Origin of the sequence: Luteolibacter yonseiensis, assembly GCF_016595465.1 — a bacterium.
GTDB lineage: Bacteria > Verrucomicrobiota > Verrucomicrobiia > Verrucomicrobiales > Akkermansiaceae > Luteolibacter > Luteolibacter yonseiensis.
In genome coordinates this window covers 787,804-809,840 of sequence record NZ_JAENIK010000011.1, presented here as the reverse complement: position 1 = coordinate 809,840, position 22,037 = coordinate 787,804, and the positions used below count along the sequence as shown (strand labels likewise).

The following is a 22,037-nucleotide window of genomic DNA, read 5'->3' as shown; positions in this document are numbered from 1 at the left end:
TCATCCGCTGTTACGTTCCCGCCAGTCATGAATCCCGTCGTCAAGGAAACCATCGAGCGCTGCCGCCAGGCGGGACTCCGCCGCACCAAGGCGCTGGAGGAACTCATCAGCACGTTGCTGGAAAGCGCGCGGCCGATGACGCTCACCGAACTTGCAACCTCCAAGCGCCTCACCGAGCAATGCGACAAGGCCACCGTTTTCCGCCTGCTGCAGCGGCTCGCCGAGCACAGCGTGGTCCGCCGCCTGGGCCTCCACGAGCGGGCGGCCTACTTCACCCTGCTTGTTCCGGGAAAACACAGCGACTACCTGATTTGCACGAGTTGCGGCAGCATCGAGCCGATCAAGGCCCCCTGCCCCGTGCACCAGTTGGAGGATGAGATCCGCGAGAAAACCGGTTTCCGGAATCTCTACCACGAGTTGGAATTCTTCGGCGTGTGTCCGAAGTGCGCCTGAGGAAACCGTCTGATTTCCGGTTGCGGGATTGACGTCGGTTTGAATCCCTGCCACATCCTCCGCCCGATGATTTCCCTCGCCAGTCTCCGAGTTAAAGCCCCCGCCGCCATGATTTGGCGGCAGGTGCAGGCGCATGGAGACTGAGCGGAAAAACACCGCACCCTCTCCGGAACGCCCGCCACGCGGCAGGTTCCGGGGAATCGATCCGAGTCCCGCCTGTCGCCCGGATGTTCCGGTTTCCACCGGACACCGACATGCACTTGAAAAACGATGACTCCTTCGACCGCCGCAGCATCTCATGGATGCTCGCGTCCGTCGTCCTTTTCGCGACGAACACCCTGACGATCCGCGCCGTCGCCCTCCACTTCCCCGGGGCGGACGGCTGGGTGGCCATGCTGTTCCGTGGCACGGTGGGCATCGCGGTGGTGTTCGCTCTTTTCGGATTCGGCCGCGGGTTGAATCCGATGCGGCTGTTCAAGGGCAGGCTCATCGTCACGCGGGGCATCGTCGGCGCGCTCAGCACGGTCGCGTTCTATATCACCGTCATCAAGCTGGGAGCGGGAAGGGCCGTCATCATCAATCTCACCTACCCGATCTTCGCCAGCATCATCGCCGCGGTCTGGCTGAAGGAACATCTCAACCGCGCCGCGATGGCATGGATGCTCGTCGGCTTCTGCGGACTGGTCGTTTTCCTGAGTGACAACGGCCGCCTGGGCGCTCCCGCGCCATACGATTGGCTGGCGCTGGCGGGAGCGGTCGGCTCCGGGTGGGTCATCGTGATCATCCGGCGGCTGCGCCATGAGGAGCACCCGGCGACGATCTATGCCTCGCAGGCCGTTTACAGCATCGCCATCGCCGCACCCGCCGTGGTGAAGCTCCCCGTCCTGCCCGCGGCGGCCTGGGTGGGACTGGCGGCAGGGGCGGTCATCGTCACCTTCGCCCAGCTCATCATGACACGGGCCTATCAGTTCATGTCGGTATCCCGGGGATCATCGTTGCAGATGCTGCTGCCACTGACGACGGCGGTGGGAAGCTTCCTCATCTTCGGCGAGCGGTTCCATGCCATCCAGATGGCGGGCGGCGCGCTCACGCTGCTGGCCACGTGGCGGGTGGTGATGGCGCGGTGAGACCGGGGAGGCTAGCCGAAGGCCTTCAGGAACCCCACCTCGATCGCCAGCGGCTCGAAGGCGTTTGTCTCAAGGGTCCGCCGCAGGGAATCCAGCGCCTCCATCCGCTGGAGCAGGCGTGCCTCCGTCTCCGATCCGGCGATGCCGCGCAAGGCGGGTGCCGACTCGGGGAAATCCAGTCCCCCGGCATCCACCTTCATCCGCAGGAGATCCGCCATCCAGGCCATCAGCACGTCGAAGAGGCGGTTCCGCCCGTCCAGATATTCCGCCTCCGCGGCGGCCTTGTGAAAATCCTCCCGCTCCTTCAACCACCTGCCGTCCGTGCCATCGCGATACGCGGAGACCTCTTCTTTCTCCGCCGCCTTCGCCGCGGCGTCCGCCTGCTCGCGGAAGTCCGACAAGAACGAAGCGAAAACCGCCTTCAGGTGCAGCGCCGCCACCGGCGTGCCGAAGCCCCGCGACGCCGCGGCGTTCAGGGCGGCGACAAGCTCCGCACCGCCGTCCGCCAGCAACGCCCGTCCGCCGAGCAACGGCAGCCGCACGCAACGGGAAAGGATCGTCGGCAGCAGCCGCTGTGGATTCGCCGTCAGCAGGAGCAGCAGCGTATTCTGCGGCGGTTCTTCCAGTGTTTTCAAAAATGCGTTCGCCGCCTGGTCGTTCATGCGGTCCGCCTCGGTGATGACCCCCACCTTGAAAGCCCCCCCCGGCGCGGCGAGATGCAGCGTTTGTTCCAGATCCCGGATCTCATCCACACCGATGCGCCTGGATTTCATGCGGGGCCGCACGATGCGCACCCAGCCGCTCTCCAGCTCGTCCAGCGGAGGAGTCTCCACAACCACCGGCTCGCCGAAAAGGTCGATGCCTCCCGACTCGCCCCCCCCGTTCACCAGTTGGATCAGGCGGGCTGCCAAATTTTCCTTTCCGCTGCCATGCGCCCCGCTGATGAGGAACGCGTGCGCCAGCCTGCCCCGCCCGTGTGCGGAGGAGATCATCTCATAAGCTCTGTCAGCCAAATACGCCATGCGCCGCCATCGTCTCCCGAACCCCTTCCGTGGCAATGCTGAAATGTGCGCCGGAGGGACGGAAAAACCGCAAATCGTTCACCACCCGGCCGTCACGGGGAGAAAAACTCCAAGGAGTTCAAAGCTCCTTTGTCATCGCGAAATTCGGAGCAGGGTGCCCGATGATCAGGTTCATTCTCGCTTCCGTAACCACGAAACCCCTCGACTCGAAAAAGTCCTTCGCCGTCAGGCTCACCTCCGCGGTGAGTCGCGGCAATCCCATTCCCCGAGCCTCTTCTTCCAGCCTGACAAGCAATCCGGAACCGATCCCCTGTCCTTGGAAATCAGGGCTCACATAAAAATAATCCACGAACCCATCTTTCTCCAGTTCCGCCAATCCCACGATACGGTCGTCCACCATCGCGAGGAACGGACTTTTCAGGATGCAGCGCTCGCGCCACTCCCCCATGTCCTGATCGGCAGGAGCCCACCGGTGAAGCAGGTCCTGATGGCAGTCGCGGGAATTCGATTCGTGAGTCGCCCGGAAATAGACATCCCACACGTCATGCTCGTCCCCAAGCAGGTAGCGTCGGATCGTCATGGCGTTGTGAGCGTATCATCCTCTCCCGTTTTTCCCGCCACCTCATAGCGTAGTTCCGCCATCCCGCTTCCCATCTGGCGCACCGATACCAGTCGCAGCACGGGACTCAGCACCCGGCGGGGAAACAAGGGCTTTCCCTTGCCCAAAGTCGCCGAACCCACTTGGACAATGATTTCATCCAGCAGGCCCGCATCGTGAAATTGCCCGGCCAGATCCCCACCTCCCACGACCCAGATGTTTTTCCCAGCCGCGGCCTCCCGCATTTGTGAATAAACCAGCCTCACATCTCCTTTCACAAAACGGATGTCCGCTCCTTCGACCGGAGAAAGCGGGCGGCTTGTGAACACCCACACCGGTTGGCTGTAGGGCCAGGGAGATCCTGTTTCCGCCGTGACCTGCTCGGCATGGCGCAGCATCCACTCATAAGTGGAGGAACCCATCGCCAACGCCCCCACTTCTCCAATGAATTCGGGATAGCTGGAATCATTGATGTTCCCCAGCGGAAACAACCATTCCAACGAATCATCCTCGGTGGCGAGAAATCCATCAAGACTGGTGGCCGTGTAATACTGTGTTTTCATGAACGGGCGGATGCTCCGGCCACCCATACACTCCCCGCTTCCATCCGGAAACAGGAATGACACCCGGTTGTGATTCTGTTCCACCGCGACCGCGAACGGCGGGACTTTCCCGGAAACACGGTGCCATGTTTCCGGATCACAAGGCTCCTACCGTTCCAACATCGTTTCGAAATATTCAGTCTCCACCTGGGACAAACGGATGCTGGAAAGGGCGCTGCGGGCGACCTTCGGATTGTTTTCCACAAGGCTGGGAAAGACATCGCCAAACAGCTCCGCGCGTTTCGCGTTGTTTCCCATCTGCCGGATCTGTTCCCATGCGAACACCGGATTGTCGAACGAAGCCTCTGAAGCGACCACGGCCCTCACACGGTCTTTCTCGCTCGCGGAAGCCAGCTCGTCAGACCATCCGGCGATCTGTTCAAGAGAATCTCCCGCTTCGACCCGCCCGCGCGCGACTCCTTCGACCGCGAAGTCCCTTTCAAGTCCCGGAACGAGGGAAAGCGCGGCGGTGGATGCCGCCGCGGCATCCATGGCGGCCCAGGTCCCGAAGATGCTCTCCATGAGTTCGGGGCGGCGTGCGGGTTCCAGAAGATAGTTGCGGAACGCCGCTTCCGGTTCGCTGCCGGCCCACTCCTCGAAAACGGCTTCCATCGCCACCACCCGCCCTTGGGAAATGTCGAGCGATCTCGCCCAGTCGAGCGCCGCTTGTGGGCTATCCTGGGCAAGCGAGGAGCCGATGGCATAGGCGGCCTTCTCCATGTAGATGAGATTCGGATTGGGCTTGGCGAGCTCCGCCTTGAGGATTTCCTCTGCGGTCAGGCCTTCATATTCCTCTTCGGTACTGGTGCCGGATGCCTCACGCTCCGCGAGCACACGTTCCCGGAAAGCCTCCTTCATCTCCTCTACCGAATTCTGATATTCCTCCGCCGCCCGGGTGACGTCCCGATTGGTCATGCCGGTAAGAACGGCCGACAGCGCGAAGGCCTGCTCCGATTCAAGGGCCAGACTCCTGACCCAGGACAGCGCGAACTCCGGATCGGTTTCTCCGATGACCAAGCCCACACCGGTCGCCGCATCCATGCGATTCGCCATGGACCTGACTTCGGAGACCAGGGCGATGGCGGCCGCGGGGTCGACCTTGACCAGTTCGGTGGCGATGGCTGCCAGCGCGGAGTCGAGATTGTTTTCCGTGAGATGCTGTCTGGCCGCGGCGAGCGCCTTCAAAGGATCCGAGACGGCATATCTGGAGATAATCCGTGTGACGAGGTCGCGAAGTTGGTATGAGCCGGCGGTTTCCGGCGAAAGCTGGTCCAGGGAGGCCAGAAAACCCGGAGTGAGACGACTCCAGATTTGCTCGCCTTCGACCTCCGCATCGTCGAGAAATGCGGTGAAGGACTCCATGTCCGTCTCCAGCCAACGCCGCATGAGACTGGCGATCAGCGATTGTTGTGTCCGGGGATCCTTGACGAGCAGGATGCTCCGCATCAGCGAGGGATAGTCGCTTGCTGGAGAAGCCTCGATGCGCCGGAGCATTTCCGTTTCGATGGCAGAGGCACGTGTTTGGGCGGATCCATCCTTGAGACCGGAGATCGGACGGGAGTCCTGCCGGTCACCGGTTCCATGGTTGAGCCATAGCGCGGTGGCAAGAATCAGACAGACCGCGATCGCGGTGTGGCGGATGGATTTGCGGAATTTTCTGGAACGGGACATGGGTTGGTTTGCGGAAGCGGGTCGATCCCCGGGGGAAGTAAAGGCGGCGGGAACCCGGCGGATTTCCGCCGCCTTGGAGTCGGGTCACGGACCGGTTAAAGACGGACCAGTTTTTTCAGATTGGGGAGCTTGACGTTGCGGATCACGGCGCTGGTGTTGCCCACGCTGTCCTTCACCAGAACGGTGACGCTGACGGTGTTCGAACGGGAGTTGATCCGTTTCTGCAGGTCACCCAGACCGATCACCGCATTCCATTTGGCCATGCCGCTGACAGGAACACGTTTGCCGCCGATGGTGACCTTGATGGATTTCAGCGACGCATCCTTGGTGATCGTGCCGGAAACCACCAGCCGCAGGTTCTTGCCCTTGCCTTTGACAACCGCCTTGCTCTGGAGGTTGATGATCGGAGGATGGATCGGCGGGACGATCTCCTTCACCACATAGTTGAAGTTCTCACCTTCAAGGGGAGGGACAAGTGGCGAATTCACCCGATGGCGGGTGGCGGCCTCATATGCGGCCGCGATTCCCAGCACCTTGTCATCACCCCAGAAGCGTCCCATGAAACCCAGCGTGCTGGGCTCCGCCGTGGTGGTGGCGTTCAAGGGAATGTTGACGGTGCCCATGGGGACGGTGACGAAGGGGTTGGAGAAGGAGTTCACCAGTGCCCGCGAGATGGGTGGAAGGGTGATACCCGTGCTGGTCTTGACCGGAGCCGTCGGCATGATGAGCGCGTCGAGATTGTTCGCGGCGAGGAACGCCTCGTAGTCCAGGATCTGATAGCGGACCGCGAGGAAATGCTCGACCGCGTCCGGCGCGGTCGGTCCGAAGGTGGTCTTGTTCGCGATGGCGTCACGCGAGGACTGGGTGAGCTGGGTCACCGGCGAAATCCTCGCGACCACCTTGCTGTGGAGGGTCTCCGGAGTGTCGGCCGGAGTTGCCAGCACAGCCTCGAGGAAAGTCTTGAACGGATAGCCCCGCGAGCTGCCGACCATGTTTCCCGTGAGATCGGTGTTCACCGGAGAGTAGAGTTTCCGGGTCGGAGGGACCAGCACGGACTGGGGAACGGAGGCCCTGCGTCCGGTGAAGGAGATGTCCAGTTCGGGCGGCACCGTCACTTCCACGATGGTCGCGCCCGCGGCCTGGAGGTCCGCTCGGGCTTGGGCGAAGAGGGCGCGGATCTCATCCGCGACGCTGCCTGTGGAGTTCCCCAGCATGTTCACCGGGACGCCGAGGCGTTTGCCCGCGAGAGTCGTGGAAGCGGCGGTGGCGGAGTAGCCGGTCGGCTTGGCGCGGCCGGGGATCACGTCCACCGAAGCCCAGATGTCATCGGGGTCCGTGACCGTGGCGGCATCCATGATGTGCGCGGTGTCCTGCGCATGGCGGGCCATCGGTCCCACCACGTCCCGATCCCACGCGAGGGGAGCGAGCCCTCTCACCGAGATGAGCGCGTTGCTGGTCTTGATGCCCACGATACCGCCCCGGTCGGAGGGGCTGCGGACGGAACCTCCGGTCTCGCCACCGAGAGAGAAGAAGGAAAGGTTGCCGCCGGTGGCCGCGCCGGAACCACCACTGCTCCCGCCGGTGCGGAACTCCGGATTATAAGGATTCCTTGCGAGTCCCCATACCTGGGACAGCGCTTGGGAAGTGGACGACTGGAACGCGTCGAGATTGGCGTGGCCGAGGAACACCGCTCCCGCATCCTGGAGTTTGTCGATGACGAAACAAGACTCCTGTGGATACAGGTCCGCCCATGCGGTGATCCCGTCGGTATTCGGAAGCCCTTCGAAATTGAAGCTGCCTTTCGCGGTGAACGGGATGCCTTGCAACGGGCCCAGTTTTTGACCGTTGGCACGCAGGCGGTCGGCCCGCGCGGCTTCCGCGATGAGACGGGGATTGATGGCGGGAACCGTGTTCAACGTGAGTCCGTTGCGGTCGTATGCCTCGATCCGGTTCATATAGAGCAAGGACAGCTCCACGCTGGTGAGCGCCCCTGCGTCCATGGCTTTCTGGACATCTTCCATGGTGGAGTCTTCCAAAACGAAGGGCACCGTCTTGTCCGCATGGGCCGCGGAGATTCCCAATCCGATCGCAGCGGCCGCGGAAAGACGGTTCCGCCACAGGTGATGGCATTTTAAAAAGATCATGATAACTCTGGTTTTATTATTCTTGGTGGTTGGAGGCGGAACCCAAGAATGCAGCTATCATGCCATTAGCGGCGGATCCAACGACGGAAAGTGCGGTCACCGCAGCGCCGGATCATCTTCAACGTCATCTATTATGCGGTGAATTTATCACCCAATTTGCTGATCACTAATCATATGATCGGATCTTTCCCAATCCTATTTTCGTTAGAAATAAAATCAGAAGGACACCCCGGTTTCCCGGGTCCGGCAACAACGTCATAGGGCTTTAAAAGTGCCAGGATCTTTGTTCCCCAGATATGGGATGAGCCGCTTGACTTGAGACGAGCCTCCATGATGAATCACAATCATGGAGGCCGTCTCGAGGAATTCCGCATGCAGGCCATTTATCATGCGCCAACACCTCGTCCCCGTGCCCTTACCTGATGCTCCAGGAGTCATGCCAGCGGATTTCCGGCTGGCCCTTTTCGGTGAACGTGATGGGCAGCCAGATATAACGGGAGTCGGCGAGGTCGTCCTTGATCCAGCGGTCCCCCATGAAGATGAACTGGTCCGGCTTGCCGTGGACGGGAAGGACGTAGGTGGATTGGGAGAAAAAGGAAATGTCGGCCTTTTCACCCTTGCAGGGATTTTCGAGTTCCTTCCACGGACCCCAGATGCTGTCGGCCACGACCGAGCGGGCGGCGTTCGGCGCCCATGCGGTGCAGCCGGAGGCGATCATGTGATATTTGCCCTCGCGCTTGAAAACCGCGGGAGCTTCCATCGAACGGCCTTCACAGATGCGGATGTATTTTCCGGTGGTTTTCAAATAGTCTTCGGTGAGTTCGGAGATCTGCATGGTGGGATTCCCCTCGGACGCGGCGAAAAGGTAGGCTTTTCCATCGTCATCCACGAAGACGGTAAGGTCGCGGACCATCTGACCGACGGAGAAATCCTTCACCAGCTGGCTCTTTTCGTCCGCTTTCTGCTCTTCGGTGACGCCGACCGGCCATTGGTTCGCATGCGGCCGGAAACTGCCATGGTAGGTGAAGGGACCGGTGGGCGAGTCACTGGTGGCGACGCCCGCCTTCGCAGCGGCGTAGTTCAGGGAATCACTGTGGAACCAGAGGACGAATTTCTTCGTTTTGGCATTATAGACGACCTTGGGGCGTTCGAGCACGAGCTTCGGGTCGAGATCCGTACCGGGGACGGCAGGCAGGACGTTTCCCTCGTTTTTCCAGGCAAGCAGATCCTTCGAGGAATAGCAGGAGACCCCGACGACATCGACCCGGGTGCCGCCCCAGGACTTGTTCACCTCGGGAAGGTAGGTCTTTCCCTCCTTGATCTCCCCATACCAGTAATAGGTGCCCGCATGGAAAAGGATGCCGCCGCCGTGGGCGTTGACCATTTTACCATCGGTATCCAGCCACACCTCGCCGGGGCGGATTGCGGTGGCGGGCTTGGTTTCTTTCCCGAAAACACAGACAGAAAGAGCTAAAAACCCGAAGGCGATGAATTTTTTCATCCCTGAGGAATAGCGGATGCGCCAAGGACCGGGCAAGAATTTCGAACTCCCACTTATGGGGGGAAGAACGGATCCGGCAGTCTCTCTCGAATTTTGATATTGGCATAATGCCATCATATGTGCTATCAAAACACATGCCTCCCCGCATAGTTGTGGATACCAATGTTTTCATCGGCGCCATCTTGAGCCCGGCTGGCCAAAATCGGGAAATCCTGAGAGCCTGCCTCTCAGGCAGGGTTCGTGCGATCATGGGGGCCGCCCTTTTCCATGAATACGAGGACTTGCTTTCACGACCTGAACTGATGGCGAAAAGCCCCATTCCGAAAGATGAGCAGTTGGCGCTTTTCGACGCGTTGCTTTCTGTGGCGGATTGGATCAAAGTGTATTACCTCTGGCGGCCGAACCTCCCTGACGAGGCAGACAACCACCTTATCGAACTCGCGCTCGCAGGCTCAGCCGAAGCAATCGTCACCCACAATCTCAAAGGTCTCCTTCACGGACAGTTACGTTTCCCCGAGCTTAAAATACAGACTCCGGCCCAATTCATATCCACACTCCCATGAGCACGCTCACCATCCGCCTGCCAGACGACAAACACGCCCGTCTCCGCCAGCTTGCGAAGCACCGCGACATCAGCGTCAACAAGCTGATGGAGGAGCTCGCCACCATCAGCATTGTGGAGTTCGATGCGGAAACCCGTTTCCGAGCCATTGCCGCACGAGGCTCGGCGGCAAAAGGCCTCGCCGTGCTGAATACGCTGGATGCGGCATTCTCCACGGCTTCGGACAAATCTCCATCTTGAAACTTTTCACAATCCGGCAGAAACAAACTCAGGACAGGTTTCCCTCCAGACTCTGGACTGGACACGCCGCATGCCCCGTTTCACGGTCCCCGCATGGATACGCAGAACGTGTTTGCCCTGCGGGGTGGTAAGGCGGAGATCGAGGAAGGCGCTGATTTCGCCCCGAAATTCGACGCGGACGGCCTCATCCCTGCGATGGCGGTGGATGCGACGACGAAGGAGCCGCTGATGCTGGCTTACATGAACGCGGAGTCGCTGCGCCGCACTCTGGAGATCGGCGAAGCGGTGTACTGGTCCCGCTCGCGCAAGGAATTCTGGCACAAGGGAGCGACCTCCGGTCACATCCAACGGGTCGTGGAGATCCGGACGGACTGCGATCAGGACGCCCTGGTCGTCGTCGTCGAGCAGATCGGCGCGGGAGCCTGCCACACGGGCCGGAACTCGTGTTTTTACCGGAAAGTGGTGCCTGCGACGGCGGGCGGCACGGCGAAATTGGAGCAGATCGGGGGCGAAAAATCGTTCGATCCGGCGGCCGTTTATGGGAAACACTGAAATTCGATCAATTTCGCGGTTGCAAATCCGAAACAGATCCACTAGCTCTCCCGCCCCGCGCGTCAGGGCACACCGCACAGACACCGCTGGCAGCACATTCATTTTCCGCGAAGGAGGACCCCATGCACATCATTAAGAAGATCGAGTCAGAGCAATTGAAGCAAGACGTCGCCGAGTTCAACGTCGGTGACACCGTGAAGGTTCATTGCCGCGTTGTTGAAGGTGGTAAAGAGCGTGTCCAGATCTTCGCTGGCCTCGTGATCGCCCGTGGCGGTTCCGGCGTGAACGCCTCGTTCACCGTTCGCAAGATTTCCTACGGCGAGGGCGTCGAGCGCGTCTTCCCTCTCCACACCCCCCGTATCGCCAAGATCGAGGTCACGAACCGTGGCAAGGTCCGCCGCGCGAAACTGCACTACCTCCGCGAGCGCGTGGGCAAGCGCGCCCTCCTCGTGAAGAGCGCCGACTGATCCGCATCGGAAAAATTTCATCAGGACGCCCCGCTTGGTTTTCCAGGCGGGGTGTTTTGTTTTTCAGGTGTCACGGAGATTTCCGCTTTTCGGAAGGCGGACTCCGGGGCAGGTTTCCCGTGTGCGAATTCCAATCCCCGTCGTCATTCTGCTCGTCATCACCGTCTGTGGCGGGGTGTGGTGGAAGAACACCCGGCATATGGACTTCATGACGCCACCATCCGCCGCGAAGCTGGAGGAGGTGCGTCTCCGGGTGGAGGCGGAGCTGCCTCCGGAGGAAATCGCGGCAGTCGTCCCGCCCGTGGTGGTGAAGGAACCCGAACCTCCTCCCCCGCCCCCCGAGCCGCCGAAGCCGGAGATCGATCTGGGGGATCTGGCCACCCCGCCAATCCTTCAACAATATGGAGAGAGAGTGCCCCAGGGAACAGAGCACCTGATCGAGCTTGCGAACGCGCTCGAGGAAAAAGGCGATTTTCCACGAGCCTTGCTCGCATGGGAACGGGTGATCGACCTCGCGAGGCCCGACGCGGCACAGGCGGCGGGTGCCATTTCCTCAATCCGGCGGCTTCGGCCGACGCTGCCGGAGTGGAATACCACCCCCGAGGCGATGATTCCGATCATCCTCTACGCCAGCACCGGGAAAACGAACGTCAAGACACTGACGCCCGTCCTCACCGGGATCGCGCACGATCTGGAGGCGGCGTCGTCCGGCATCGTGAAGGTGAAGGCCGTGGTGAATGCGGGAAAAACCAGCAAGTCCGGAAAGGGCCCCGCTCCCGTCGCCCTCTGGCTGGCGGGATCGGTGAAAAAGCCGTCGTCCACGGAGGTTCTCTCCTTCACGGCGAAGTCTCCGGAAACACTGAGGGCGGAAATTCTGAAAACCGCTTTTCTATTGATCCAGAGTCAGTTGGTCCGCACCACCGCCTACACTCCCATCGCCGCGTTGGCGGAAGGGGAAGACCCGCAAAGCGCGTTGAACTTCCGGGTGACGCGGCTCTGCTGGAGTGAATTTGCCGCCGGACTCAATCTTCCTCCGAAAAAACAACCCTAAGTTGCCATTTTTTCTAATTTCCCGGCCGGACCGAACGTTACCTCCCATTCACTTCGATGACCGCACGTCTTTTCATCCTCGTCCCGGCGATCGCCACCCTGGCGCTGGCACAGGAAGCGCCCCCCCCCGCCCCTTCTCCCGAGGCAGAAAAGACCGCGGAACCGGTGAAGCCATCCGTGAAGAAACTTGATGGCACGCGCTACCAGATCGGCGAGGTCATCTTCGACGAAAAGACACGGGAGATCCGGTTCCCCACCGTGGTGAACATGACCGAGGGTCTGCTGGAATTCCTCGTCGTTCACAAGAACGGCAAAATCCACGAAGCGCTGCTCGCCACGGAAATCTCCCCCACGCATCTGAATCTCGCGTTCACACTGCTGCGCTACCCACCATCCCGCGAACTCTATCCCCTGCCGAATGGAACCGGAGGCCTTTCCGGCGAACTCCCCGTCGTGCCGCCGGAGATCAAGGCAGCGGCCCGTGTCGCCATCGATGTGGAATGGAAGGAGGGCGAAAAAGTCCGCCGCGTGCCGGTGAACGAGTGGATCCAACATGAGGTGAAAACCACCTCCATGCCCGCAGGCCCGTGGGTCTACGGCGGTTCGGATTTCAACAACGGCAAGTATGCTCCGGAGACATCCGGCGACATCGTCTCCATTTTCATGTCCATGGCCTCGATCCTGAACTATCCGGGCACGGACTATGACAACGACGACGTCTGGGCGCCTTTCCCGAAACGCGTCCCCGCCGCAGGCACCGCGGTCACGGTCATCATCACCCCTTACCAAAACGCAAAACCCATCCCGAAACCATGAAACTCATCACCTCCCTCGTCATCCTCGGCACCGCCCTCGGCTCTGCCGCCGAAACAGCTCCCAACCGCTATCTTTCGCTGAAACAGGAAATGCGCCAGGCCATCGCCCGGGGCAATGCCTGGTTGAAATCCCAGCAAAAGCCCGCGGGCCACTGGGACGACGAAGGCATCCCGGCCTTCACCGCCCTCGCCCTGACCGCCGCCACGCGCGATCCGAATTTCGACCGCAAGGCCCCGTTTCCCGAATCGGTCGAAAAGGGCTACACCTGGTTGCTCGGCCAACAAAAGGATGACGGCGGGATCTACAACCGCGGCTTGTCCGTCTATAACACCGCCACCTCCGTGACCGCGCTCGTCTCGGCGGGGCGGGAGGGCTACGAGCCGGCCATCGTCAAGGCCCGCAAACACCTCATCGACAACCAGTGGGACATCGGCAAGAAAAAGGAAACGGACAATCCCAACGACGGCGGTGTCGGCTACGGCTCGAAGAACGACCATACCGACATGTCGAACACCTACCTCGCCATCGAGGCGATCGCGCTTTCGAAAAAGGTCATCGAGGACGGGAAACACGGCGACCAGCCGGATCTCGATTGGGATGCCGCGGTGACCTTCCTTTCCCGCAGCCAGAATCTCACCAAAACCAACGACCAGCCATGGGCATCCGATGACGAGAAAAACAAGGGTGGCTTCATCTACACTCCCGGCGACAGCAAGGCCGGTGAAGACAAGCTGCCGGACGGGCGCACCGCCCTGCGTTCGTATGGCTCCATTTCCTACGCCGGCCTGCTCTCCTTCGTTTACGCGAAAGTCAGCGCGGACGATCCCCGCGTGGTCGCCGTCAAGGAATGGCTCGGCAAGAACTACACGGTCACGGAAAACCCCGGCATGGGCGCTCAAGGTTTGTATTACTATTACCAAACCATGTCCAAGGCCCTCGCCGCCGCGAATGTCACCACCCTGAAACTGGAAGGAGGCAAAGAGGCGGACTGGCGCAAGGAACTCGGCGAAAAACTGCTCGCCACCCAGCGTGAGAACGGCTCGTGGGTGAACGAGAACGCCCGCTGGATGGAGTCCAACCCTGTGCTCGTCACCGCCTACACAGTGCTCTCGCTCGAGCAAATCTACGACGCGATCCCGGAGAAATGAAATGGCAGGCCCGGCCTGATCGAACCGCTCTTTGGCACCCCATGATCCGCGCCGCTCTTCTGATCTTCCTCACCCTCGGCACCGCCTTCGGTGCCGGGGTCACGGAAGAGAGCATCCTGTTTTCCGGAGTGAGATTCCGGGTTGTCCGCGTGCCGGCCGCCCGCGTGCAAGTGGTTTGGAAGGATGAAAAGGGCGAGCCCTACCGCAGCTTCGACAAGGTGCAATCCGCCTTCTCGCGGAAAGGGCAAACCGTGAAGTTCATCATGAACGCCGGGATCTTCGAGCCTGGCGGGATTCCCAGCGGGCTGCATGTGGAAAACCAGAAGACACTCCATCCGCTCAATCTCGCGGACGCTCCGGGGAACTTTTTTCTCAAGCCGAACGGGGTCCTCCATACCGCTTCCGGGGTGGGCCAAACGGAACCCGCCATCATCGATGCCGCTTCATTTCCCAGAATTGAGCCCGCACCCAAGCCCGGCTGGGCCATTCAATCCGGTCCGCTGCTCCTCATCGATGGCAGGCGGCACCCGGCATTCAACCAAGGATCCGCCAGCAGGCTGCCTCGCAATGGTGTGGGAGTGGATGACGAAAAACGTCTTGTCTTCGCCATCACCGCCAAAGGCGAGGTGGTGAATTTCTGGAATTTCGCCGGACTGTTCCTCCAGCTCGGATGCCGGAACGCGCTTTTTCTCGACGGTGACATTTCCCAAATGGCGGTGAATCCCACGAGCCCCGTCGACAGCAATCTCTTCGGTGCGATGTTCGTGGTGGCGGAGTGAGGCATGGAACGCCGGATTCAGCCGGCCCGAAACGCACGCCTTGATTTGAACCCGCAAAAACGCGACGGTTGCCGCCCGTGACCACCCACACCGCGCCGCTCACCTCCGCCCAGGCCGAACTCCTCCGCCAGGCATTGATACGGCAGGGTTTCGATTTCACGGAGAAACCACATGCGCTGTTTTCCGCCAAAAAGGGCAAGTTGAACGTCACCGTCTACGAAAAGGGACCGAAGGTGTTGATCCAAGGCAAGGAAACTGAGGACTTCATCCGCTTCACACTGGAACCGGAAATCATCGGCGAGGCGAAGCTAGGTTATGAGGAGATCCTCGAGCCGGACAAATTCGAACCACATTTCGGCATCGATGAGAGCGGAAAAGGAGATTATTTCGGTCCGCTGGTCATTGCCGGGGCTTACACGGACGCCATCATCGCCCGCCGCCTGATCGATGCCGGGATCATGGATTCCAAGCGTGTGACCAGTGCCGCCCGCATCCGCAAGCTCGCGGAGATCATCCGTTCCACCCCAGGCTGCGCCACCACCGTCGTCGCCATCGGTCCCGAGCGCTATAACTCGATGCATGCGTCGTTCCGAAATCTCAACCGTCTGCTCGCATGGGGCCACGCCCGGGCCATCGAGAACCTCGCTGCCGCTCGCCCGGACTGCCCGCGCACCCTGAGCGACCAATTCGCCCGCCCGGAAATCCTCCAACGCGCTCTCAAGGAGAAGAACCTGACCATTCAACTGGAGCAACGCACCAAAGGAGAGTCCGACACCGCCGTCGCCGCGGCCTCCATTCTCGCTCGGGAACGCTTCATCGACTGGATGGATAAAACCTCGGCCGCCAGCGGGGTGAGGCTTCCTCTTGGGGCCTCCGATTCCGTGGTATCGGCGGCGCGGGAATTGATCGCGAAACACGGTCCCGACGCTCTCGGAAAAGTGGCGAAACTGCATTTCAAAACGACCCAGGTGATTCTGGGCACTCCGGAGTGACGGCCTTTTTGGTGACGGCTCGTCCGCGAAATGACACATTTGTTCCGATTTGTGTCATTTTCCTGCAATCTATGCAGGGTTTGACGTTTGTTCGGGCGCTGGCATGAAAATCGCATCAATTGAGGTGATTTTAGGCGCGACAACCCGGCCCGAAGCATGCTTAAATCTGCGCACACCCTTAATTCTCAACACTGTCCCTATTTAAAATGGCAACCATCACCAAACGAGAACTCGTTATCAAAATCACCGACCAACTCGGCGCAAAAGGTCTCGAAATCACCCAACAAGACGTACTGGAAGTGGTTCAAACCCTCATCGACGAGATCACCGAATCCCTCGCACATGGCGACACCGTCGTGATGCGGAATTTCGGTGCGTTCCAAGTCCGTGAAATGAAAGCCAAGATCGGCCGCAACCCGAAGGATCCCGGCAAGGACGTTCCAATCCCCGCCCGCGCCGCGGTGAAATTCAAACCCGGCAAGGAGATGAAGGAAAAAGTCGCCACCACCCTCCAAGTCATCCGCGAGCGCAAAGCGTGATTTCAACCCACTTGAAAAACCCTAACCTCCGCCTCGCTGCCGTTTGCAGCGCGGCGGTTTTCATTTGTACCTCATGTTTCTCCCGTCCCGGAGGCTATGATGGTTACCAGACGCGCAGTTATACCGTGCGCGGCCAGACCTATCACCCCATGAGCGTGGAGGAGGCCCTCGACTTCGAGGAAACCGGGACGTGCTCGTGGTATAATGAGTCGAAATTCTTCGGTCTGAAGCGCGGCACCACCTCCCTGGGTGAGAAGGTCATGCCGTGGCATCTGATCGGAGCCCACAAGACCCTTCCCCTCCCCTGCCTGGTGAAAGTGACCAACGTCGAAAACGGGAAATCCGTGAAGCTTCGCATCAACGACCGCGGCCCCTTCATCGGAAACCGCGTGCTCGATGTCTCTCCCCGCGCGGCAAAGAAACTCGGCTTCAAGGGCCAGGGCCTGACCACCACCCACATGGAGGTCATTTCGGTAGGCGACGGCTCTTACAAGCGGAAGAAGAAGCGGTTTTTCTTTTTCTAAGAAAAATCCGCACCTGTCCGTATCAGCAACGCGAAATCCATGAAATTCCCGCTCTGTCTCGCCGCCTCCCTTTCCCTCGTTTCCTGCGCCACCATCTCTCCGCCCGCCTCACACGGGACCGTGGATCACGTCGTCCTCATGTGGCAGAAACGGCCTGGAAATACGGCGGACCGTCAGGCGCTGCTTGATGCATGTTCCGAATTGCGGGTCATCCCCGGCATCAAGTTCCTTGATGCCGGCACAGCCCTTGCCAGCGAACGTCCGGTGGTGGACGATTCGTTCGATGTCGGCCTGACCGTTCGTTTCGATTCGGAAAAGTCCCTGCACACGTATGAAACCCACCCGTTCCACGTGAAGAAGGTGAACGAGGTGCTCAAGCCGCTGACGAAGAAGATCGTGGTCTACGACATTGTCAGGTGACAGGTTTCCGGACTTGAACAAACCGGACATCCGCCCGCAGACTGCGTCCGCTCCTCGGGAGCGCTTCCACTATGTCCAATTCTTCAGAAATTCGCGTGTTCGCCCCCGCCACGGTGGCCAACGTCGCCTGCGGTTATGATGTCCTCGGCTTCGCCATCGACTCTCCCGGCGATGAAATCGTGGTCCGCCATTGTGACAAACCCGGCCTGCACATCACGCAAATTACCGGAGACGGTGGCAAGCTCCCGAAAAACCCCACGCAAAACTGCGCCGGAGTCGCAGCCCTGGACCTGCTCAAGCATCTCGGCATGACGGACCGCGGCATCGAAATGGAGATCCACAAGAAGATGCCTTTCGGTTCCGGCCTCGGATCGTCGTCCGCCTCGTCGGTCGCCGGAGCATTCGCCGTGAACAAACTCATCGGCGAGCCGCTTACGAAAAAACAGCTCCTGCCATTCGCCATGGCGGGTGAAGCCTCCGCGGACGGTGCTTGGCACGCGGACAACGTCGCCCCCTGCCTCTTCGGCGGCATCGTTTTCATCCGCTCGAACGACGAACTCGACTTCGCCCAGATCCCCGCACCGAAAAACCTCTGGGCCGCCGTCGTCCACCCCGATATCGAGGTTCTGACCAAGGTGGCCCGGGGAATCCTGCCAAAAGAGATCCCCCTCGAAAACGCCACCCAGCAGATCGGCAACCTCGGCGGACTGCTGTGCGGACTGATCCAGGAAGACTACGGCCTCATTTCCCGCTCGATCCACGACGTCATCGCCGAACCCCGCCGCCAGAAGCTCATCCCGGATTTCTACAAGGCCAAACGCGCCGCCATCTCCGCCGGAGCCCTCGGCTTTTCGATTTCCGGTGCCGGCCCCTCCGTCTTCGCGCTCTGCGAGGGAGAGGAAATCGCCCACAAGGTCGCCGATGCAATCAGCAAGGTCTTCCACGCGATTCCGATTGAAAACCAGGCCTATGTCTCGCGGATCAACCCGACGGGCGTGCATGTGATCGAAAGTTGAATGACTCCGACGGTGTTCGATTTCCCCTGAAAACCGGACACTGTAAACCAGCAAACTTCATTTCACCGTGCTTTACCACTCCACCAACAACCCCTCCCACCAGGTCGACCTCAAGGAAGCCATCCTCCGCTCGCTGCCGCCGGACAATGGCCTCTACATGCCGGACACGCTGCCGGTGCTGGATTCCTCGTTCTGGCAAATCTGGCGCGAACTGAGTTTTCAGGAAATCGGCATCGCCGTGGCGGATGCGTTCTTCGGTGAGGACGTGCCGCCACAGGCGCTCGTGGACATCGTCGAAGGCACGCTTTCATTCGATGCGCCATTGGTCACGCTCGGACCGGGCGATCACATTCTCGAACTTTTCCATGGCCCGACCCTCGCGTTCAAGGATTTCGGCGCACGATTCATGGCTCGCCTCATGGCCTGGCTCACCCGTGATGACGATCGGGAACTGACCGTTCTCGTGGCGACTTCCGGAGACACCGGCGGAGCCGTCGCATCGGCCTTCCACAACGTCCCCGGCACGCGTGTCATCATCCTCTATCCACAAGGAAAGGTTTCCGGACTTCAGGAAAAACAACTCACCGCGCTCGGAGGAAACATCACGGCCTTGGAAATCCAAGGCACTTTCGACGATTGCCAGGCGCTGGTGAAATCCGCCTTCCTGGACCGTGAGCTGGCGGAAACCCTCAATCTCACCTCCGCGAACTCGATCAATCTCGCCCGCCTCGTTCCACAGAGCTTCTACTACATCCACGCGGCGCGCCAACTGCCGGAGGGCGTGAAGCCAACATTTGTCATCCCGTCCGGGAATTTCGGAAACCTGACCGCCGGCCTGCTCGCCATGCAGCTGGGCCTGCCGGTCGAACACTTCGTCGCCGCGACAAACAAGAACGACGTGGTGCCGGAATTCCTCCGCTCAGGACAATACAATCCACGCCCCAGCGTTCCGACGATCTCCAACGCCATGGATGTCGGAGCCCCATCCAATTTCGTCCGCATGCAGGCCCTCTTCGGCGGATCCTGGGATGCCATGAAATCCCGCATCTCCGGCATGACCTTCACCGACGACCAGACCCGCGCGGCCATCCGTACGGTGAAGGCGCTGCACCAATATGAGATCGACCCGCATGGTGCCGTCGGTTGGCTCGCCGCACAGAAATGGCGCGCCTCCCACCCCACCAGCCCGACGATCACGCTGGAAACCGCACACCCGGCCAAGTTCCCTGATGTCATGGAAAACGAGCTTGGGCCGAACAGCATCGAGATCCCCGCGCGGCTCGCCATCCTCGCCCAGCGCGAAAAGGTCGCCACTCTCCTGCCTGCCGACAAGGCCGCGTTCCGGGATTGGCTCGTCTCCTTCAAATGAGGTTCCGACGCTTCGATTTCGTCATTTGACAACCCGGATACCCGGCGTTTGGTGACGGCTCAACCTACGAACCAACTCACCAACATGAGCACTGCAAAAGATCTGACAAAAGAAGCGCCGACAAGCCCACGCGTCCGCACCGCCGGATATGCCATCCTCGCCCGCATGGCGGACAAGGGGCGCGCCACCCTCGCCGGAACCGTCGGGGAATTCCACTTTGATTGCCCGCTCGACAATTTCCTCTTCGGGTTCAAAGGCGTCCAAGGCTCCGATGTGAAAAAATTGCTGGAAGACGGAGCCTCGAACGAAGAGATCGCCGCATGGCTGGATGCCAACGGAACTCCGAAAACAGAAGAGGAGAAAACCGCGTGGTCGGACAGCGCCGAAGCGGCCCGCCCTTACGACAATCCGGAGAAAAAGGAATGGTTCATCGGCGTCTGTAAGGAAGCCGGTGTTGATCCTGCCACCAGCACTCTTTTCGACTATCTCGAAGCCGACGACAAGGCGAGCTACGCGAAGTAACTCCCGTCACGCGGCCTCCGCGATCATCAACACGTCCGAAAAGGGCAGATCCGCGAGCAAACCAAACGCATTGTTCCGCGTCAGCCGCGCCCGCGTGGCGGCGGGACTTGCCATGCCGCATAGGAACTTCGCGAGCTGCCGCGGCGTATTGAGCGCCGCGTGTTTTTCATCCATCAGGGTTTTCACCGCGATCAGTTCCTCATCCGTGGGTCTTCTGACTTTCGGACGTTTGACGGTCTTGGCGGGAACACCCCGGCAACGGTCGCAATGCCCGCAGGGCTCCGCCAGAGTCTCACCGAAGTGCTTGGTCAAATAGCCCGTCAGGCACCCTCGATAGGCCGAGATCCCCAGAACCTGGCGAAGCCGCGCGAGGTCCGATTGTTCGCGGGCTTGGAACTTCTCCACCAAACCAGCGGTGAGCTCCCTGATGTCGCCCGGATCTTTCCTGAGCTTGTATCCCTGCCGCAGGCCCGAGACCTTGAGCATGATGTCTCCGGCGGAGTGGAGGTCGTTGAGCACGCCCACCACCTTTTCCCGCGAACAGTCGAACTTTCCGGCGAGCAAGGTCGGTTGGAAACAAAGCCACCAGCGCTTCATTTCTCCGGCATCAAGAAGCTGCCGGATGAATTTCCGCTCCGCAGGTGAACGACCTGCCAGAATCTTGTCCCGGGTGTTGAGCAGTTTCGCCCGATAGCTCCCGTAGAAACTTCCAGTGGCTTCGATCATGCCATCGATTTCCAGATAGGTCATGACAGTGGAAACCACGCTTGGCCGGATGTCGCAAATGGTGGAGAGTTCGTAGGGTGAAACATCGAACGCCGGACCGAGCCGCAGCACCCTGTCTACAAGATTGGAAAGCGCTCGAGGCGATGGCGTGTCCGAATGGATGAAATTCTCCAGAACCGTCAGGTCATCACCGCAGGCGAGCATTTCGCAGAGGGCATACCCGCCATCCCGTCCGGCGCGACCGATTTCCTGGGTGTGGTTTTCCAGGCTTTTCGGCAGGTTGTAGTGGAACACCGCGCGGATGTCCGACTTGTCGATTCCCATGCCGAACGCGATGGTCGCGACGATGACGCGTGTTTTCCCGGCCATGAACGCGTTCTGCGCGTCCGCCCGGAATTCGGCGGGCAACCCCGCGTGATAGGCGCGGGCGGGAAGTCCGTTTTTCGCCAGAAAGGTTGCCACTTCTTCGGCGGTCTCCTGGCGCGTGACGTAGACCACCGCCGCACCATCCACAACGTTCAATTTCTCCAATAACAAGGATTTCCTTTCCTCCACGGTGCATGGCGTCACCCGCAGATCGAGGTTCTGCCTGTGAAAACTCAACTGTACATGGTCGGCGGCGGCGATGCGGAATGCCTTGCGGATGTCACGCGCGACCTTCGGCGTCGCGGTAGCCGTCAGACAAAGAACCCGTGGAATTTTCAGGCGGCGGCAGATCTTGGCCAGCTTGAGGTAGTCCGGCCGGAAATTATGCCCCCACTCGGAAATACAATGCGCTTCGTCGATGGCGATGAGCCGGATGGGCAGTTTCCCGAGTTTCTTGCGGAATGATTCGTTCGCGAATCGCTCGGGCGCGATGTAGAGCAATTTGAGCGAGCTCGCTTCCAGTCTCGAATAAACCTCGCGCACTTGTTCCGCATCCAAGGTGGAATCCAGCCGCGCGGCGGGGATCCCTTTCGCAGCGAGCGCGTCCACCTGGTCCCGCATCAATGCGATCAAAGGGGAAACAACGAGGGTGAGGCCATCCAGCAGCAGCGCCGGGAGCTGGTAACACAGGGATTTCCCCCCTCCCGTCGGAAAAACCGCGAGGGCGGAGCGTCCCTCCATCAGCGCGCGGACAACCGGTTCCTGTCCACCACGGAAATCATCGTGGCCGAAGTGTTCGCGGAGGGTGGAAAGCACCCCGCGAGTTTCCGT

General features: G+C 60.4%; 24 protein-coding genes. 17 read left to right on the top strand and 7 right to left on the bottom strand.

Features of this window, described 5'->3' with window-relative positions; all coding sequences use genetic code 11:
• The first annotated feature begins 27 nt into the window (after window positions 1-27).
• The gene (locus tag JIN84_RS13350; protein WP_200351539.1) at window positions 28-453 is read left to right on the top strand and encodes a Fur family transcriptional regulator; all 426 of its coding nucleotides are present in this window, start codon (window positions 28-30) and stop codon (window positions 451-453) included.
• Between the two features lie 254 nt (window positions 454-707).
• Complete coding sequence (locus JIN84_RS13345) at window positions 708-1,580, top strand: DMT family transporter (RefSeq protein WP_200351538.1); 873 nt, start codon at window positions 708-710, stop codon at window positions 1,578-1,580.
• Window positions 1,581-1,591: 11 nt separating this feature from the next.
• Here JIN84_RS13345 and JIN84_RS13340 read toward each other — a convergent pair whose 3' ends face one another.
• The 6 genes from JIN84_RS13340 to JIN84_RS13315 form a co-directional block, all read right to left on the bottom strand.
• Window positions 1,592-2,572 (bottom strand): hypothetical protein, encoded by a 981-nt coding sequence (locus JIN84_RS13340; RefSeq protein WP_200351537.1) that lies wholly within the window; start codon window positions 2,570-2,572, stop codon window positions 1,592-1,594.
• A 148-nt stretch (window positions 2,573-2,720) separates the two neighbouring features.
• The gene (locus tag JIN84_RS13335; protein WP_200351536.1) at window positions 2,721-3,182 is read right to left on the bottom strand and encodes a GNAT family N-acetyltransferase; all 462 of its coding nucleotides are present in this window, start codon (window positions 3,180-3,182) and stop codon (window positions 2,721-2,723) included.
• Entirely contained in the window at window positions 3,179-3,763 is a 585-nt protein-coding gene (locus JIN84_RS13330) for a dihydrofolate reductase family protein (RefSeq protein ID WP_200351535.1), read from the bottom strand. Before JIN84_RS13330 ends, JIN84_RS13335 begins: the two co-directional genes overlap by 4 nt.
• Window positions 3,764-3,910: 147 nt before the next feature.
• The gene (locus tag JIN84_RS13325; RefSeq protein WP_200351534.1) at window positions 3,911-5,473 is read right to left on the bottom strand and encodes a hypothetical protein; all 1,563 of its coding nucleotides are present in this window, start codon (window positions 5,471-5,473) and stop codon (window positions 3,911-3,913) included.
• 95 nt (window positions 5,474-5,568) lie between these two features.
• Window positions 5,569-7,617 (bottom strand): amidase, encoded by a 2,049-nt coding sequence (locus JIN84_RS13320; RefSeq protein WP_200351533.1) that lies wholly within the window; start codon window positions 7,615-7,617, stop codon window positions 5,569-5,571.
• A gap of 415 nt (window positions 7,618-8,032) precedes the next feature.
• The gene (locus tag JIN84_RS13315) at window positions 8,033-9,118 is read right to left on the bottom strand and encodes a glycoside hydrolase family 43 protein (protein WP_200351532.1); all 1,086 of its coding nucleotides are present in this window, start codon (window positions 9,116-9,118) and stop codon (window positions 8,033-8,035) included.
• A 134-nt stretch (window positions 9,119-9,252) separates the two neighbouring features.
• Here JIN84_RS13315 and JIN84_RS13310 point away from each other — a divergent pair, with 134 nt between their 5' ends.
• From JIN84_RS13310 to JIN84_RS13240, 15 genes are all read left to right on the top strand, one after another.
• Entirely contained in the window at window positions 9,253-9,681 is a 429-nt protein-coding gene (locus JIN84_RS13310) for a putative toxin-antitoxin system toxin component, PIN family (RefSeq protein WP_200351531.1), read from the top strand.
• Window positions 9,678-9,920 (top strand): hypothetical protein, encoded by a 243-nt coding sequence (locus tag JIN84_RS13305; RefSeq protein WP_200351530.1) that lies wholly within the window; start codon window positions 9,678-9,680, stop codon window positions 9,918-9,920. The genes JIN84_RS13310 and JIN84_RS13305 overlap by 4 nt, the downstream gene beginning before the upstream one ends.
• Window positions 9,921-10,013: 93 nt before the next feature.
• Window positions 10,014-10,472: a phosphoribosyl-AMP cyclohydrolase gene (hisI, locus tag JIN84_RS13300; RefSeq protein ID WP_200351529.1), complete on the top strand. Its 459-nt coding sequence runs from the start codon at window positions 10,014-10,016 to the stop codon at window positions 10,470-10,472.
• Between the two features lie 122 nt (window positions 10,473-10,594).
• Window positions 10,595-10,939, top strand: a complete 345-nt coding sequence (gene rplS, locus JIN84_RS13295) for a 50S ribosomal protein L19 (protein ID WP_200351528.1) — start codon at window positions 10,595-10,597, stop codon at window positions 10,937-10,939.
• Between the two features lie 121 nt (window positions 10,940-11,060).
• Window positions 11,061-11,990 (top strand): hypothetical protein, encoded by a 930-nt coding sequence (locus JIN84_RS13290; protein WP_200351527.1) that lies wholly within the window; start codon window positions 11,061-11,063, stop codon window positions 11,988-11,990.
• Between the two features lie 56 nt (window positions 11,991-12,046).
• Window positions 12,047-12,805, top strand: a complete 759-nt coding sequence (locus JIN84_RS13285) for a YdjY domain-containing protein (protein ID WP_200351526.1) — start codon at window positions 12,047-12,049, stop codon at window positions 12,803-12,805.
• A complete protein-coding gene (locus JIN84_RS13280) occupies window positions 12,802-13,953 on the top strand; it encodes a prenyltransferase/squalene oxidase repeat-containing protein (RefSeq protein WP_200351525.1) in 1,152 nt (383 codons plus the stop codon). Before JIN84_RS13285 ends, JIN84_RS13280 begins: the two co-directional genes overlap by 4 nt.
• A gap of 41 nt (window positions 13,954-13,994) precedes the next feature.
• Complete coding sequence (locus JIN84_RS13275; protein WP_200351524.1) at window positions 13,995-14,732, top strand: phosphodiester glycosidase family protein; 738 nt, start codon at window positions 13,995-13,997, stop codon at window positions 14,730-14,732.
• Between the two features lie 77 nt (window positions 14,733-14,809).
• Entirely contained in the window at window positions 14,810-15,724 is a 915-nt protein-coding gene (gene rnhC / locus JIN84_RS13270) for a ribonuclease HIII (protein ID WP_325099602.1), read from the top strand.
• Between the two features lie 206 nt (window positions 15,725-15,930).
• Window positions 15,931-16,263 carry an HU family DNA-binding protein gene (locus JIN84_RS13265; protein ID WP_200351522.1) on the top strand — a complete coding sequence of 111 codons (333 nt, stop codon included), beginning with the start codon at window positions 15,931-15,933 and terminating at the stop codon, window positions 16,261-16,263.
• An 11-nt stretch (window positions 16,264-16,274) separates the two neighbouring features.
• The gene (locus JIN84_RS13260; RefSeq protein WP_200351521.1) at window positions 16,275-16,787 is read left to right on the top strand and encodes a septal ring lytic transglycosylase RlpA family protein; all 513 of its coding nucleotides are present in this window, start codon (window positions 16,275-16,277) and stop codon (window positions 16,785-16,787) included.
• A 39-nt stretch (window positions 16,788-16,826) separates the two neighbouring features.
• Window positions 16,827-17,207 (top strand): Dabb family protein, encoded by a 381-nt coding sequence (locus tag JIN84_RS13255; protein WP_200351520.1) that lies wholly within the window; start codon window positions 16,827-16,829, stop codon window positions 17,205-17,207.
• 71 nt (window positions 17,208-17,278) lie between these two features.
• The gene (locus tag JIN84_RS13250) at window positions 17,279-18,223 is read left to right on the top strand and encodes a homoserine kinase (RefSeq protein ID WP_200351519.1); all 945 of its coding nucleotides are present in this window, start codon (window positions 17,279-17,281) and stop codon (window positions 18,221-18,223) included.
• Window positions 18,224-18,290: 67 nt separating this feature from the next.
• The gene (gene thrC / locus JIN84_RS13245) at window positions 18,291-19,592 is read left to right on the top strand and encodes a threonine synthase (RefSeq protein ID WP_200351518.1); all 1,302 of its coding nucleotides are present in this window, start codon (window positions 18,291-18,293) and stop codon (window positions 19,590-19,592) included.
• Between the two features lie 84 nt (window positions 19,593-19,676).
• Window positions 19,677-20,114 carry a DUF5069 domain-containing protein gene (locus JIN84_RS13240; RefSeq protein WP_200351517.1) on the top strand — a complete coding sequence of 146 codons (438 nt, stop codon included), beginning with the start codon at window positions 19,677-19,679 and terminating at the stop codon, window positions 20,112-20,114.
• Window positions 20,115-20,120: 6 nt separating this feature from the next.
• Here the strand turns inward: JIN84_RS13240 and JIN84_RS13235 are convergent, their stop codons facing one another.
• Window positions 20,121-22,022 (bottom strand): RecQ family ATP-dependent DNA helicase, encoded by a 1,902-nt coding sequence (locus JIN84_RS13235; RefSeq protein WP_325099600.1) that lies wholly within the window; start codon window positions 22,020-22,022, stop codon window positions 20,121-20,123.
• Window positions 22,023-22,037: the final 15 nt, after the last annotated feature.